This is a genomic window from Nocardia arthritidis NBRC 100137 (assembly GCF_001612765.1).
In the GTDB taxonomy this organism is placed as follows: Bacteria; Actinomycetota; Actinomycetes; order Mycobacteriales; family Mycobacteriaceae; genus Nocardia; species Nocardia arthritidis.
Window position 1 is genome coordinate 42,948 of sequence record NZ_BDBB01000027.1, and the last position, 14,892, is coordinate 57,839.

Below are 14,892 nucleotides of genomic sequence, written 5' to 3' on the forward strand. Positions count from 1 at the left end.
GACGAGGTCGATGAGCCGCTGCACCGTGGACGAGATCGCTGATCGAGGGAATGGTCTTGCGCCGTCCGCACCCCGTACCCGACGCTGTCCGTGCCGTTCCCGGATGTCGCATTCGGGGAGCACCCCACTCGTGAACCCCCCGGCGACGCATTGTGGCCCCGCCAATGGTCACGGCCCGTCGTACAGTCTTTCGTTCGGCAACCGGCGTAGACCGGTCGTGTCGCCAGGGATTACCTCCACGGAGTCGACGAACTGCCCCCGGTGCTGTTCCTGGAGGAACCATATTGCGGAGGTGAGGCAGGCGGCGTAGTGCAGCCGGTGTCCGTCGATCACCACCGCCAGGTGTACGTCCGGCTGCTCCGGGTGCGGTGACACCGGCTCTCCGGTGTGGTCGAGGGCCGGTTGGTGTTTGCGCCGCACGACAGATTCCGTGCGGGCGGCTTGCGTGATCACAGGCCCGGCGCCCTGCGACTTCCTGATTTTGTACAGCGCCGCTATGAAGGTGGCGCAGGTCATGGGTGGGCAATCTTGGTGATGGTGGTAGGCCGTGCGTGCGGCCTCGTAGCTTTGCATCGGCCAGTGCGGGTTGTTGTGGTCCAACCATGAAAGCCTCCGGGCGAGGACGGCGGTGTCGTAGCACGGCCCGCTCGAGTCGGCCTCGGCATCGCCGTTGGCGGCCATTTGTTCGAACACCTCCCACGGAACGGCGGCGCGGAGCCGCGATGGAACTTCGGAGTTATGTGCGTTTCGCCGCCCCGCTTCAGGTGGAGGGGCAGCGGTTACGCCGGAATCAGCTCCGCGTGCACCCACGGATCGCGGCGCGGTTCGGTGAGGTCACACAGATGCTCGATATCGGCGTCGGATGGAAGCGATCGGCTCGTGGCCAGCTCCAGATAGCGCCTTTCCGTACAGGTGACGCGGTACTCGAGAATCGCCGTGCTCACGAAGAAACAGATCGCGAGCCATGACACGACCCCGAAGGCGACGAGCGCAGGCATCATCGCGTTACCGGCCATAGAGCGGAGCCGTAGCAGTCTGCGCCACTTCGGACCATGCGCGTACGGCATCGACGACATCGCGGCCGGACGGAAGAAAAGCGCTCCGAGCCGGGAGAACCCATTGCCGGATGGAGCCGTTCGGGCTAGGGGAGGGCAGTGCGATGACGGCTCCCTCCCGCGCGATGCTCACGTCCCTGCGGAACATCTCGGCGAACAGCTTCACGTCGTCGTCTTCGATGTCGGGACGGATGAGGAACGTCCAGCGATCTGAACGTGGATGTCCGACAATGGGTCCGAGCGCGACGCCTCTGCTCTGCATATGCGCTTTCACCGCTCGGCCCAACCTGCTGGGCATCGTCACCGCCCACACGGATCCGGCGCGCATCACGATCCGGCCTAGTTCCGGCGGATCGATCACGGCGTTGAATCCGCAACTCCTGCGATAGAACATGCAGCGGGACCGTGGTGTGTCCCCGAACGCTCCTTCATCCATCGGTACCTCAACTCACATCGAAGGTGGGTAGGTGTGCCCGGCCCCGGCTATCCCTGCTGGGAGGTGAACCGGGGTCGGGAACGTGAGCGGAAGATCGCCGTCACCTGCTCACGCCGCCGGGCGCACTCCAAGGAGACACCCAAAACCTGCGTCGCCATGACGGTTTCGACGCAAACGTTTCCAAAAATCCAGCGCTGTTTTAGTTGTTGCTGCATCCTTGTTTGAGTTGCAACGCATTCCGAAAGGTCGAGATGGCAACAGATTCCACAATCGCCCGGCGCATACTGGGCATGCAGCTGGAGACGCTGCGCGAGCGGGCCGATATCACGAGGGAGGCCGCAGCTACCGCGATCGCCTCAGCACGATCGACGATCTGGAAGATGGAGACCGGTCAACCCGTCCGCTTCAACCCGGTCCTGATCGAGCGACTGTGTCAGCTCTACAACGCCACCGAGAAGGAAACCCAGGTCGTCCTGGAACTGGTGAAGGAAACCAAGGGCGCAAAAGGCTGGTGGCAGGCATTTACCGACGACACGATCCCGAAAGACTTCAACCTGTTCGTCGGTCTAGAAGACGCCGCCAACCGGATCACCTCGTACCAGACGACGTTCTTGCCGGGCTTGCTGCACACCGAGGAGTACAAGCGGGCGCTGATCTGGACCGAGTTCCCGAACAAGCCTGCCGAGGATGCCGAACGCATGTTGCAGGTCGGACTCAAACGCCGATCGCGGCTCACCGACGAATCGAATCCCCTCACCTTGAACGCCCTCGTTGATGAGTCTGTGCTTCGACGCACGACAGGAAACGCCGAAATCATGACTGCCCAGCTCCGACACTTGTTGGAGGTCGGACAGTTGCCGAACGTATCGATCCGCGTTGTACCGGCGACAGTTGGCGCGTACCGCGCTCTTCTGGTCGGCATGTTCGTGCTGTTGGAGTTTCCGCGCCACCCGACCGCAGATTTGACGGTGCCACCCGTGGTCTATGTGCAAGGTTTCCTGGGCGACTTGTACCTTGAGAGCGCAGACGAGGTCCGGCAGTACCGTCAAGCCTGCGCCGAACTGGACCGTCTGGCGCTGGATGAGGCAGGCAGTCGAACTCTCATCTTCAAGATTGCAAAGGAGTATGACAGTGAGCGTTGACCTATCCGGTGCGAAGTGGTTCAAGAGTCGCCGCAGCAGCGGGTCAAAGGATTGTGTCGAGGTCGCACACCTCGACGGCGGCATGGTCGGCGTGCGAGACTCGAAGAATTCGACCGGCCCTGCGCTGGTGTTCACCCCCAGCGAGTGGGACGCGTTCACCGCTGGTGTGAACGACGACAAGTTCAAGCGCCCGTAGCAGCAGCGCAACACATCACGGCCCGGCCCGCGGTCCTCGAATGGACAGGGATCGGGCCGTTTTCGTCGTGATCCGCGCACCGCTATGCGGCGGTGTTTTTCGCGCTGTTACGCGGCGTTGAGGATCCGGAAGGTGTGCGGCCGGTAAAGCCCTGCGCCGTGTCGAGTTTGCGTTCCGGCGACTACGCGAGGCGGACATCCGCGGTGGCGAGGCCGAAGATCTTGCGTCCTGCGGACTTGGCGACGATGACGATGACGGCGGTCCTGGTGTCCGGGTCTACCGACTTTATGCGCCCGGTGAACTCGACGCTTCCGGCCGAGGCGGCTTCCACGATCGTGTAGTTCGAGAGCCGGACCGCGTACCTGGTCATCGCGCCCGGGTCACCGAGCCACTCGGTGACAAAGCCTGCCCCCAGGCCCATCGTGAGCATGCCGTGCGCTATCACGTCAGGAAGGCCCGCGAGCGCTGCGATGTCGTCGTGCCAGTGGATCGGGTTGGCGTCACCGGCGACGCCGGCGTAGTTCACCAGGTCGCCCCGCGTCAGCTGCGCGATCCGGGTGGGGAGCACGTCGCCGACCGCGATGTCCTCGAAGCGAATTCCGGTGCGCGGGGCTCGCGTCCGGGCGGTCGTGGACTGGTGTGTGCGGGCCTTCGAAGCCGGATGCGTCTCAGTTCGCCTATCCGACGCTGCGTGGTCTGCGGTGGCGGTTCGAGAGGGCACGTCGATACCGTGCATGACCACGCGCTCGATCGCGCCGCTGATGCCGGCGTCGACGTCCTCGCCGGTGATGCCGACGACGGTCGTGTGCATGACCTGCGCAATCTGGCCTGTCTGGTTGGTGAACGTGTTCTTGACGGTGAGCAGATCCTTGCCTGCTACGCGGCGAACCGAAGCGAGTTCGACATCGCTGACCAGCCGGTCACCGGCCACCACCGGGTGGTGCATCTCGAAGACCTGGTCGGTTTGCACGAACACGTCGTAGCCGGTGATGACACTCTCGAAAAGCTTGCGGTTGGCCAGCATCGCGGCGATCGAGATGAATGTGGTCGGCGCGACCAACCCCGCGTACCCGAGCTCGTCGGCAGCATCCTCGCTCCAGTGCGCGGGGTGGAAATCCTGCACGGCTCGCGCGTACTCGCGGATCTTCTCCCGACCCACCTCGTAATAGTCATCTACGCGATAGTGATGCCCCACCTGCCCAGCCACATCGAATGTCGCTTCCACCAAGCCGCTCCTCGTTTCAGATTCCTACAGGCCGCACAACCGGGTATCCGCAGAACCCGACTCAACGAATGGACACCACTCTCTTACACGACGCAGTGCCCTGTCCGATAGAACAAGCGAACGTCCGCGAGACACTCGCGGTATAGCGCTGATCCGCTGATGGCGCTTCCGCCGCCTCTGCGTCTACCAGATATCGAGGATCTCTCCAGCCACGTGAGCGGCCTGGGCCAAGTGTCTGTCGAGTGGACTCAAGAGAGGCGGGTCCGGGCCGATCCCGTTGAGTCGCACGTCATCTACCAGCGCAAATGCGGAAAACCTGGGATCGGTAGGGGGCGAATCGTTCCTACCTTTTACTCAACGGCCCCACAGGGGGCCGGAGAACAGGACCAGGGGCCCCGCCCCTCGAACGACAAGGACACACACCATGAACGCCACTTCGCTCCGCATCGCCGCCGCCGCTTTCGCCGCCACCGCCGCCGTCGCGGTTCTCACCGGATGCGGTGACAGCAAGGGCAGCTCCCCGGCCGCGCCCGCGCCGTCCTCGGCCCAGCCCGCCCCGGCGGGTAAGTCGGTCGCTTCGGTCGACGGCAAGGCCTTCGACGCCAAGTTCACCACCACCTGCGCGAAGCAGGGCGGCACCCTGGCGCTGGCGCTGACCGATACCGAGAACTCCGCTTACGGCAATCTCTCGGTGAGCGCGACCATCACCGACGCGAACACCGTGCAGGCGGTCGGGATCGCTGGCAGCAAGGGCGGCGACAACGGCCTGCCTTACGCGGTGGGCTTCGGCAACGGCATGCCGGGCGGCTCCGCCACGGTCGTGAAGGACGGCAACACCTACAAGGTCACCGGCGAGGGCGTGGGCGCGCCCGACCTGACCAACCCGCTGGCCGCGCCGAAGACCTCGAAGTTCGACATCACCTTCGCCTGCTCGTCCATCGTCGGCGCCTGATCGCCGCATGCCCCCGATCCGCCCCCGTCATCCCGGCCGACCCGCCGGGATGACGGGGCGGGCGAACCCCGAAAACTTCGCACCTCGAAGGAAATGTCATGAAGAAGATCCGTCTGATCGCCCTCGCCCTCGCCGCCGCCGCGATCGGCTACTACGTCTATCACGCCGTCACCTACGTCCCCACCAGCGAATGGGAGCCCTCCGGAATGGGCTGGCTCGGCTTCGAGATGGCGCTGCCGATCATCGCGCTCACCCTGGTCCCCATGGTCTTCGCGTTCACCGGCGAAGGCATCATGACCGCGCTGACCGGTCGCAACAGCGCGGAGTTCCGCGACGGGCTCACCGGCCTCGGCACCGTCCGTTCGGTGCGGCAGACCGGCGTCACCGTCAACGACCAACCGCAGGTCCACGTCGAGTTCAGCGTCGAAGGCGCGGACGGCAAGACCTTCCATTCCTCCGCGAAGATGATCGTGCCGTTCACCGAACTGGCCCTGCTGCGCGCCGGTGTGGTGCTCCCGGTGCGCTACTTGCCCGGCCGGACCGACCGGGTCGAGGTCGACCTGTCCGGCGACGCGTCCGCCGCGCAGCGCGCCATGAACGAGTCCCTGATCCGCAAGGGCATGACCACCCGGCACAAGCTCGACATCGCCGAGCGCGGCATCGCCACCCAGGCGGTGGTGCAGTCGCTGTCGGTCACCGGCACGATCCGTGAGGGGCACTCCGAGGTCGAGCTCGGCCTGGTGGTCACCCGGCCGGACGGGTCGAGCTTCGCCACCCGGGTGACGAAGTTCCTCGCACCCGCCAGCGTCGCCCATGTGCAGGTGGGCCGCATCCTGCGGGCGCACTACCTGCCCGAGAACGAGAGCGAGGTCGTCATCGCCCTGCCGGTCAACGTCTGATGGGCGAGCCGGACGAACTTCGCGCCGGGCCGACCGAGAACGAGGCAGCCGCCCGCAGACACGAATGCCGCGTCGATTCGAGACCATCGAGTCGGCGCGGCATTCGTTGTTCCCATGTCTGGTGGTCGCGCAATTTCAGGGTTACCTAATTGGGCGGCTGTTCACTTTGTCGTCCCTTCCGGATCGTCCAAATGGTTTACCGTGCGGCCGTCGGCCCAACCCAGGAGTCACCGTGAGTCTTCAGCCACTCGCCCTTTTCGTGAAGCACGACGGACAGTCGTCGCGCGCCGCCGTGACCTGTGAGTACAAGTGCGCCAACGCGTGCTTCCACGAGGCGCCGAACACCTCCCCGGGCGCGTACTTCGGTGACATCGTCAGCTCGCTGAACCGGCGCGGGCTGATCAAGGGCGGTGCGGCCGCCGTGCTCGCGGTCGGCGCGGGCAGCGGCCTCGCGGCCTGCGGTGACGAGGAGCCGAAGCCCGTGGTGTCGGCCTCGCCCGCCGGTCCGCCCGGGACCGGCACCGACTTCACCGCGGTCGCGCCGAACAAGGAAGACGCCGTGGTGATCCCGGACGGCTACGAGCAGTCCGTTGTGATCCGCTGGGGCGATCCGCTGTTCCCCGACGCGCCCGCCTTCGACTTCGACAAACAGACCGCCGCCGCGCAGGCCAAGCAGTTCGGCTACAACAACGACTTCGCCGCCCTGTTGCCGATCGAGGGACAGGCCAACGGCTACCTGCTGGTGGTCAATCACGAGTACACCACCAGCCCGCACATGTTCCGTGGCTACGACAAGGCCGCGCCGACCGGCGAGCAGATCGCGGTCACCATGGCCGCCCACGGACTGACCGTGGTCGAGGTTCATGGCGAATCCGGTTCGGGCAAGCTGGTTCCCGCCTTCGGCAAGTACAACCGCAGGATCACCGCCACCACCGAGTTCAAGCTGACCGGGCCCGCCGCGGGCAGCGACTTCGTGAAGACTTCGGCCGATCCCACCGGCACCAAGGTGCTCGGCACGTTCGCCAACTGCTCCGGCGGCCTGACCCCGTGGGGCACCGTACTGTCGGGCGAGGAGAACTTCCACGGCTACTTCGCCAACGCGGACAAGGTGACCGAGCCGGCCGCCGCGGCGCGGCTGAAGCGCTACGGTTTCGCCGCGGGCAAGACCGCCAACCTGTGGGAGCGTGCGGACAAGCGCTTCGATCTGGCGCAGGATCCCAACGAGGCCAACCGATTCGGGTACGTCATCGAGGTCGACCCGTGGGATCCGAACTCGACGCCGATCAAGCACACCGCGATGGGCCGGGTGAAGCACGAGGCCGCCACCATCTATGTCACGAAGAACGGCGACGTCGTCTCCTACACAGGGGACGACGAAAAGTTCGAGTACATGTACAAGTTCGTGTCCTCGCGCAAGATTCAGCCGGGCACCGGCGCGGCCAGCATGCGGCACAACCTGACCATCCTGGACGCGGGCACGCTGTATGTCGCCAAGCTCACCGGCGACCACGCGGACAAGATCGACGGCACCGGTGCCAAGCCGTCGGACAAGGGCTTCACCGGCACCGGCCAGTGGATCCCGCTGCTGGAAACCGGCGCGGACGGCAAGGGCAAGTCGCTGGTCGATGGCATGAGTGCGGAAGAGGTTGCGGTCTTCACCCGCCTGGCCGCCGACAAGGTGGGCGCCACCAAGATGGACCGCCCGGAGGACTTCGAGGCCAACCCCTACACCGGCAAGGTGTACGTGGCGCTGACCAACAACGACAACCGCGGCGCGGAAGGCAAGCAGGGACCGGACGAGGCGAACCCGCGCAAGCTCAACAAGAACGGTCAGATCCTGGAGATCGACGACAACCACACCGGCACCGACTTCACCTGGTCGCTGCTGCTGGTCTGCGGCGATCCCGCCGCGGCCGACACCTACTTCGCCGGATACGACAAATCCAAGGTCAGCCCGATCTCGTGCCCGGACAACCTGGCCTTCGACCCGTACGGCAACCTGTGGATCGCCACCGACGGCAACGCGTCGAAGTCGAACGACGGCTTGTTCGCCGTTGTGCTCGACGGCCCGAATCGCGGCCAGACCAAGCAGTTCCTGACCGTCCCGCGCGGTGCGGAGACCTGCGGTCCGGTAGTCGGCGAGGCACGGGTCATGGTGTGCGTGCAGCATCCAGGCGAGGCCGACGACGCCACTCCGGAGAACCCGTTGTCGCACTGGCCCGACGGCGGCACCTCCCAGCCTCGTCCCTCGGTCGTGGCGGTCTGGAAGAAGGCCGGCGGCCGCATCGGAGTCTGAGACCACAGCCGCGGCACCGGCCCCTGCGACCACGGCCGATCACCATCCGCGGCTTTTCCCACGGGTGGAGCCGCTACTCGACTGGGCGAGTAGCGGCTCCGCTCTCAGCTACTGCCGGTGCCGCTTATGTTGGCGTAACCGGCGAAATCACCCTGGGCGCCGCTGTAGACGTTGAGGTCGACGCGGCCCGCTATGCCGGGAATGGCGCCGCTGTCGGTGGTCTGCCAAAACGTCCAGGTAGACCAACCGCCGGGCACCTCGGGTTGGGTGTTGCCGCGATAGTCGGCGATCCACAGCGGGTAATCGGCGAACTCGGCGGTGTCGGCCATCGCGGTACGCCAGAAGTTGGGATAGGTGTAGAGGATCGGGACGCGGCCGGTGAGCGTTTCCACGGTGTTCAGGTAGCGGCGGGTCCAGTCGATCAAAGCCGCAGGGCCGAGACCGCCGGAGTCCTCCAAGTCCAGCACGGGCGGCAGGTCGAGCGGTCCGTTCTGTCCGAGCACCACCGCCGCGTACAGCGCGGCCTGCGGTTCGGGGGGCAGGTTGGGGCGGGCGTAGTGGTAGGTGCCCCGGGCCAGGCCCGCAGCGCGCATCAGCAGGCTGTCGGGCACGAAGTACGGGTTGATGTAACCGAGCCCCTCGGTGGCCTTGACCATGGCGAAGTTGTGGCCGGAACGCTTGACCGCGAACCAGTCGATCGGGCTGCCGCCGGTGTGCTGCCACGAGGAGACATCCGGACCGGTCGGTGTCGCGGTCGCGGAGTGCGTGGCGACGAGGATGCCGGACAGTGCGAGCAGCGACAGCGCTGTGCCGCGGCGAGTGGTCGACCTCCAGATACCCATGCCGCACGACGATAGCCATTCGCTCTGGTCGTTACCAGTGTGACGAATGGGGTGTCAGAACTGTTCTGTGGCTTTCACCCCAACCAATCCAGGACCGAGGCCGCCGTCCACGACTGCTGCATGCTGCCGAGCGGTTCGCCGGTGAACGGTTCGTAGTACTCGGCGAAGCTGCCGTCACTGGCCTGCCGCAAGCCCTCGGCGCGCAACATGAACGAACGCTCGGCCCAGCCGCGCCTGGCGAAGACCCAGGAGAACAGCCAGCTCATCACCGGCCACACCGGGCCGCGCCAGTACTCGCGGGAACGGAAGTCCTTGGACACCGGCGAGGTCGAGGGCGGCAGCGCGTAGCGCAGATCCGGGTGTCCGCAGAAGCGCGGACCCTCGAACACGCGCAGCAAGCTGCGCTCGGTGTCGCGGGGGAGGCCGCCACACAGCAGCGGCGCGAACATCGAGAGCGTCTCGGTGTTGATCCACCGCTGCAATCGCACGTCGAAGTCGCGGGCCGCGCCGGTGCGGGCATCGGTCGTCGCGACGACACCCGCGCGGAAACGGTCGGCCCAGGCGTAGAGATCGCGCACGTCGGCGTGCGGCTGCTTGTACTCCTCGCCGATATTGGCCAGCACCTCGCAGGCCAGCGCGAAGATCCCGGTGACGAACACGTCCTCGACGGCGAAGCTCATGGTCGAGGCGAGCTGATAGTCGTCGTAGCCCGCGCGGCGCATCTGCTCCACCAGCCACAGGTAGCGGTCGTACTCGCGGTCGGTGGGCCGCTGGGTCGGATCGGACACCACCAGCACGTCCTCGCGGCGGTAGGGCGGCAGGTCGCCGGGGACCACGTGCTCGTAGGCGCGATCCCAGCGCGGCGAGTTGTCCATACCGGACTCCCAGCCGTGATACAGGGTGATGCGGCCGGTCTCCTTGGGATCGCGGGCGTGCGCCAGCCAGCGATGCCAGCGCACCAGATCCGGCCAGCGCCGGTTGAGGAACTCCTCGGCCACGGACCTGGTACTGCGGCCGTGCCTGCGCGAGTGATCCAGGATCCGCTGCACCGCGATGGCGTGCACGGGCGGTTGGGTGATCCCGGAGGTGTCCAGGTCGTCCGGGGCGTTGGCCGCCAGTTTGCGGCACTCCCAGCGGGCCGGGCCGGGAAAATATCCGTCCACGCCGTTGGCGAAGACGATGTGCGGGATCATGCCGTTCTTCCACTGCGCCGAGAGCAGGGTGTCCAGTTCGATCACCGCCCGCTCCACGCTCAGCGGCGCGAGGCCGACCGCGACGAATGCCGCGTCCCAGCTCCACATGTGCGGGTACAGGCGTGGCGCCGCGCTGGTCATCGTGCCCAGATCGTTGCCGCGCAGCAGGTAGGCAGCGCGGGCCGCGAGCTGGGTAGGGGTGAAGCCCGGATGTGCCATCCCCCTATTCTGCGATGTCACCCGCAGATATGCCCGCTCAGCGGTGTCCGTTTCGTCCCCGTCCCCTGGGCCCGTGGCCGGTTGGTGTTCGGCGGTTCTCACTTTCGCATGCCCCGTCCGTGATTCGCTGCTCGAGATTGTCGCCTCGATTCGGTGTGCAGCGCTAGTCGTTCGTCCAGTGCTACGCGTTTCTACGCCTTCTTCACCCGGCCGGTTACGGTGGGGCCCATGACTTCCGCCGCGCCCGCGAAACCGACCGCGTTGATCACCGGCGCCAGCCGTGGCCTGGGCGCCGCGATCGCCCGCGAACTCGCACCCACGCACGACCTGCTGCTGGGCGCCCGATCCGCGGAGTCGCTACGCGGCATCCTGGCGGAGCTGCCCGCCGCTCAGGGCTGGCCGGTCGAGTTGACCGACTATGCCGCCCTCGCCGAAGCGGTCGCGCCGATCCGGAGCCTGAACGTACTGGTGCACAACGCGGGCATCGCCGATCTCGGCACGATCGCCGGGTCCACCGTCGAACAGTGGCGGAACACGTTGGAGGCCAATCTGATCGCGGTTGCCGAGCTCACCCGGCTGCTGCTGCCCGCGCTGCGGGCGGGCAAGGGGCATGTGGTGCTGATCAACTCGGGCGCGGGGCTGCGCGCCAACGCGGGCTGGGCCTCCTACGCGGCGAGCAAGTTCGGACTGCGCGCTTTCGGTGACGCGTTGCGGCAGGAGGAGCCGCAACTGCGGGTGACCTCGATCCACCCGGGGCGTATCGACACCGATATGCAGCGAGAGATCATCGCGGGCGAGGGGCGCGAGTACCGGGCCGAGGATTTCCTGACCCCCGAGACGGTGGCATACACGGTGCGTTCCGCCATCGATACCCCGCGCGACGCACACCCGACCGAGGTCGTGCTCCGGCCCTACTGACAGCGCCTCGGGGCGCTTTCCGGCGGCAGCGACCGGCGTATTCACCCTTTCCCCGGTCACGCTCGACGACGTGCTGCTCCCGCCGCGCCGACCCGCCTCAGGCGACGATGTTCACCAGGCGTCCGGGCACCACGATCAGCTTGCGCGGCGCCGCTCCGTTGAGCAGCGCGGCGATCTTCTCGTCGGCCAGCGCGGCCGCCTCGATCGCCGCGTTGTCCGCGTCGGCCGCCACCTGAATCCGGCTGCGCACCTTGCCGTTCACCTGAATCGGGTACTCCACCGACTCCTCGACCAGCAGGGCGGGATCGGCGACCGGGAACGGGCCGTGCGCCAGGGACGTGGTGTGGCCCAGTCGCTCCCACAGCTCCTCGGCGACGTGCGGGGCCAGCGGCGCCAGCATCAGCACCAGCGGCTCCACCACCGAGCGCGGCGCGCCGTCCGGGTAGCTCTTGGTCAGGTGGTTGGTCAGCTCGATCAGCTTGGCGCCCGCCGTGTTGTCGCGCAACGCGGCGAAATCCTCGTCCACGCCCGCGATCGTCTTGTGCAGCAGGCGCAGCGTCTCGCCGGTCGGCTCGGCGTCGGTGACCCGCAGCGCGCCGGACTCCTCGTTCACCACCAGGCGCCAGGCCCGTTGCAGGAACCGGTGCGCGCCGACGACGTCTTTGGTGGCCCACGGCCGCGAGGTGTCCAGCGGACCCATGGCCATCTCGTAGAAGCGGAAGGTGTCGGCGCCGTACAGATCGCACATCTCGTCCGGGGAGATGGCGTTCTTCAGCGACTTGCCGATCTTGCCGTACTCCTGGAACACCCTGATCTCGGTGCCGGTGGCGTCGGTCCAGAAGAACTGGCCGTCGCGTTCGACCACCTCGGCGGCTGGCACGTACGCGCCGCGCTCGTCGGTATAGGCGTGCGCCTGGATGTAGCCCTGGTTGAACAGTCGCCGGTACGGCTCCGAGCTGCTGACATCGCCCAGGTCGAACAGCACCTTCTGCCAGAACCGCGCGTACAGCAGGTGCAGCACCGCGTGCTCGACACCGCCGACGTACAGGTCCACGCCGCCCGGATCGGCCGGTCCGCCGACCTCGGCGCGCGGGCCCAGCCAGTACGCCTCGTTCTCCGGGGCGCAGAATGCCTCGGTGTTCGTCGGATCGGCGTAGCGCAGCTGATACCACGAGCTGCCCGCCCAGTTCGGCATGACGTTGGTGTCGCGGCGGTATTTCCTGGGCCCATCGCCCAGGTCCAGTTCGACATGCACCCAGTCGGTGGCCTTGGCCAGCGGCGGCGACGGTTCGGACGTCGCGTCGTCCGGGTCGAAGGTCACCGGCGCGAAATCGTCGAGTTCCGGCAGCCGCACCGGCAGCATGGACTCCGGCAGCGCGTGCGGTGCGCCCTGCTCGTCGTAGACGATCGGGAACGGCTCGCCCCAATAGCGCTGCCGGGCGAACAGCCAGTCGCGCAGCTTGTACTGGATGGTGCCGGTGCCGTGGCCGTCGGACTCCAGCCGGGCGATCACCGTGGCCTTGGCGTCTTCGACCGACAGCCCGTCCAGGTAGCCGGAATTCACCAGTTCGCCCTCACCGGAGTGGGCCGAGACGGTGATGTCGCCGCCGGAGATGACCTCTTTGATCGGCAGCCCGAGCGCGGTGGCGAAATCCCAGTCGCGCTGGTCGTGCCCGGGTACCGCCATGATCGCGCCGGTGCCGTATCCGCTGAGCACATAGTCGGCGATGAAGATCGGCACAGGCGCGCCGTTCACCGGGTTGGTGGCGTAGTTGCCCAGGAAGACGCCGGTCTTCTCCTTGTTCTCCTGACGCTCCAGATCCGATTTGGCCGCGATCGACTTGCGGTAGGCCGCGACGGCGTCCGCCGGGGACGCGGCCCCGCCGTTGGTCCAGCGGGGATCGACGTCGGCGGGCCACGCGGCCGCGGTCAGCTTGTCCACCAGCTCGTGTTCGGGCGCGAGCACGACGTACGTCGCGCCGAACAAGGTGTCGGGCCGGGTGGTGAAAACCTCGATCTGCTCGCCGTCGGCGTCGAACCTCACCTGCGCCCCGCGCGAACGCCCGATCCAGTTGCGCTGCATGGCCTTGACGTTCTCCGGCCAGTCCAGCCGGTCGAGATCGTCGACCAACCGGTCGGCGTAGGAGGTGATGCGCATCATCCACTGCCACAGCCGCTTCCGGAACACCGGGAAGTTGCCGCGCTCACTGCGACCTTCGGCGGTGACCTCTTCGTTGGACAGCACGGTGCCCAGACCCGGGCACCAGTTCACCATCGAATCCGTCTGGTAGACCAAGCGGTAGGAGTCCAGCAGTGAGCCGCGTTCGGCGGGACTCAGCGCGGCCCAGTCCTTCCCGTCCGGGACCGCCCGCGCACCGGAGGCGAACTGGGCCTCCAGCTCGGCGATCGGGCGGGCGCGATCGGCCTCCTGGTCGTACCAGGCGTTGTAGATGCGCAGGAAGATCCACTGCGTCCAGCGGTAGTACTCCGGATCGGTGGTCGCGAACGAGCGCCGCCGGTCGTGGCCGAGCCCCAGCCGGTCCAGCTGGCGCTGCATCGTGGCGATGTTCGACTCGGTGGTCTCGCGCGGGTGCGCGCCGGTCTGCACCGCGTACTGCTCGGCGGGCAGGCCGAAGGCGTCGTAGCCGAGGGCGTGCAGCACATTGCGGCCGTGCATGCGGTGGTAGCGGGCGAAGACATCGGTGGCGATATAACCCAGCGGATGTCCGACGTGCAGCCCCGCGCCCGAGGGGTAGGGGAACATGTCCTGCACGAACAGCTTGTCCGGCGGCGTCGGGCCCGCCAGCGGCCCCACCGGGTTCGGCGCATGGAAGGTTCCGCGTTCGTCCCACGTCCGCTGCCACCGGCGTTCGATGCGGCCGGCAAGCTCCGCGTTGTACCGATGCTCTGGTACATCGCTTTCGGTTGCGCGTGTGTCTTGCACGGTCCTGCCTTCTTGTGGTCGCCGATCCCCGACAAACTTCGTCTATCAGGGTAGAACGTCACCTCCGCTGGACCGAAAATCGGGCTGGCCTGGATTTTGCCGACGTGTCCTCGGTCGCACCGCCCGTCAAGGGCCCGGCGGCACCGATGCGCTAGCCTGCATGGGTGTTCCTCGTCGCTCTCGTCCTGTTCGCGCCGGCTGTCGTAGCCGTCACCACCGGCGCACTCGGGCTGACCGGCCGGTTGCCCCGCAATCGTTTCTTCGGGGTGCACACCGAGGCCGCGTTGTCCACCGACGAGACGTTCCGCGTCGCCAACCGGGTCGCCGCGCCCACCTCGATCGCGGCCGGGGCGCTGCTGTTCGCCGGTGGTCTCGTCGCGCTGGTCGCCGGCGGATTCGTCGCGCTGGCGGTCGCGGCCTGCACCGCCGTGGTCGCGTTGTTCACCCTCGGCGCGGGCGCGAATGCCGCCGCGCAGGCGGCCGACGCCATCGCTGCGCCCCCCGAGACCGGCGGTTGCGGCAGCTCCTGCGGCGCGTGCTCACTGCGCGACGCCTGTTTGCCCGCGAGCTGAGGG

At 67.1% G+C, this 14,892-nt stretch carries 14 protein-coding genes; 7 read left to right on the forward strand and 7 right to left on the reverse strand.

Annotation, left to right across the window (positions count from 1 at the left end; genetic code table 11):
- Positions 1 to 168 precede the first annotated feature (168 nt).
- The 3 genes from NA8_RS20350 to NA8_RS20360 all read right to left on the reverse strand — a co-directional run bounded on the left by NA8_RS20350 (position 169) and on the right by NA8_RS20360 (position 1,449).
- A complete protein-coding gene (locus NA8_RS20350) occupies positions 169 to 681 on the reverse strand; it encodes a hypothetical protein (RefSeq protein WP_063051959.1) in 513 nt (170 codons plus the stop codon).
- Positions 682 to 779: 98 nt separating this feature from the next.
- Positions 780 to 1,016, reverse strand: coding sequence for a hypothetical protein (locus NA8_RS20355; protein ID WP_063051960.1), 237 nt, complete (start codon positions 1,014 to 1,016; stop codon positions 780 to 782).
- Positions 1,006 to 1,449 carry a DNA-directed RNA polymerase subunit beta gene (locus tag NA8_RS20360; RefSeq protein ID WP_245663920.1) on the reverse strand — a complete coding sequence of 148 codons (444 nt, stop codon included), beginning with the start codon at positions 1,447 to 1,449 and terminating at the stop codon, positions 1,006 to 1,008. The genes NA8_RS20355 and NA8_RS20360 overlap by 11 nt, the downstream gene beginning before the upstream one ends.
- A 293-nt stretch (positions 1,450 to 1,742) precedes the next feature.
- On the opposite strand from NA8_RS20360, the gene NA8_RS20365 reads away from it, so the two are divergent.
- Together NA8_RS20365 and NA8_RS20370 are read left to right on the forward strand one after the other, a co-directional pair.
- Positions 1,743 to 2,633, forward strand: coding sequence for a helix-turn-helix domain-containing protein (locus NA8_RS20365; protein ID WP_084466946.1), 891 nt, complete (start codon positions 1,743 to 1,745; stop codon positions 2,631 to 2,633).
- A complete protein-coding gene (locus NA8_RS20370) occupies positions 2,623 to 2,829 on the forward strand; it encodes a DUF397 domain-containing protein (protein ID WP_084466947.1) in 207 nt (68 codons plus the stop codon). Before NA8_RS20365 ends, NA8_RS20370 begins: the two co-directional genes overlap by 11 nt.
- A gap of 181 nt (positions 2,830 to 3,010) precedes the next feature.
- Here NA8_RS20370 and NA8_RS20375 read toward each other — a convergent pair whose 3' ends face one another.
- Positions 3,011 to 4,057, reverse strand: a complete 1,047-nt coding sequence (locus NA8_RS20375) for a fused (3R)-hydroxyacyl-ACP dehydratase subunits HadA/HadB (RefSeq protein WP_063051963.1) — start codon at positions 4,055 to 4,057, stop codon at positions 3,011 to 3,013.
- A 421-nt stretch (positions 4,058 to 4,478) separates the two neighbouring features.
- Here NA8_RS20375 and NA8_RS20380 point away from each other — a divergent pair, with 421 nt between their 5' ends.
- The 3 genes from NA8_RS20380 to NA8_RS20390 all read left to right on the forward strand — a co-directional run bounded on the left by NA8_RS20380 (position 4,479) and on the right by NA8_RS20390 (position 8,201).
- Complete coding sequence (locus NA8_RS20380) at positions 4,479 to 5,006, forward strand: lipoprotein LpqH (protein WP_063051964.1); 528 nt, start codon at positions 4,479 to 4,481, stop codon at positions 5,004 to 5,006.
- Positions 5,007 to 5,104: 98 nt separating this feature from the next.
- Complete coding sequence (locus NA8_RS20385) at positions 5,105 to 5,905, forward strand: hypothetical protein (protein ID WP_063051965.1); 801 nt, start codon at positions 5,105 to 5,107, stop codon at positions 5,903 to 5,905.
- A gap of 232 nt (positions 5,906 to 6,137) precedes the next feature.
- Positions 6,138 to 8,201, forward strand: a complete 2,064-nt coding sequence (locus NA8_RS20390; RefSeq protein WP_063051966.1) for a PhoX family protein — start codon at positions 6,138 to 6,140, stop codon at positions 8,199 to 8,201.
- Between the two features lie 104 nt (positions 8,202 to 8,305).
- Here the strand turns inward: NA8_RS20390 and NA8_RS20395 are convergent, their stop codons facing one another.
- Together NA8_RS20395 and ggh are read right to left on the reverse strand one after the other, a co-directional pair.
- Positions 8,306 to 9,043, reverse strand: a complete 738-nt coding sequence (locus tag NA8_RS20395; RefSeq protein ID WP_063051967.1) for a glycoside hydrolase family 25 protein — start codon at positions 9,041 to 9,043, stop codon at positions 8,306 to 8,308.
- 74 nt (positions 9,044 to 9,117) lie between these two features.
- Positions 9,118 to 10,455 carry a glucosylglycerate hydrolase gene (gene ggh / locus NA8_RS20400; protein ID WP_063051968.1) on the reverse strand — a complete coding sequence of 446 codons (1,338 nt, stop codon included), beginning with the start codon at positions 10,453 to 10,455 and terminating at the stop codon, positions 9,118 to 9,120.
- Between the two features lie 228 nt (positions 10,456 to 10,683).
- Between ggh and NA8_RS20405 the strand changes: the two genes are divergently transcribed.
- Complete coding sequence (locus NA8_RS20405; RefSeq protein WP_063051969.1) at positions 10,684 to 11,373, forward strand: SDR family oxidoreductase; 690 nt, start codon at positions 10,684 to 10,686, stop codon at positions 11,371 to 11,373.
- A 97-nt stretch (positions 11,374 to 11,470) separates the two neighbouring features.
- Here NA8_RS20405 and leuS read toward each other — a convergent pair whose 3' ends face one another.
- A complete protein-coding gene (leuS, locus tag NA8_RS20410) occupies positions 11,471 to 14,317 on the reverse strand; it encodes a leucine--tRNA ligase (RefSeq protein ID WP_063051970.1) in 2,847 nt (948 codons plus the stop codon).
- Between the two features lie 164 nt (positions 14,318 to 14,481).
- Here leuS and NA8_RS20415 point away from each other — a divergent pair, with 164 nt between their 5' ends.
- The gene (locus tag NA8_RS20415) at positions 14,482 to 14,889 is read left to right on the forward strand and encodes an SdpI family protein (protein ID WP_063051971.1); all 408 of its coding nucleotides are present in this window, start codon (positions 14,482 to 14,484) and stop codon (positions 14,887 to 14,889) included.
- The last annotated feature ends 3 nt before the right edge of the window (positions 14,890 to 14,892 follow it).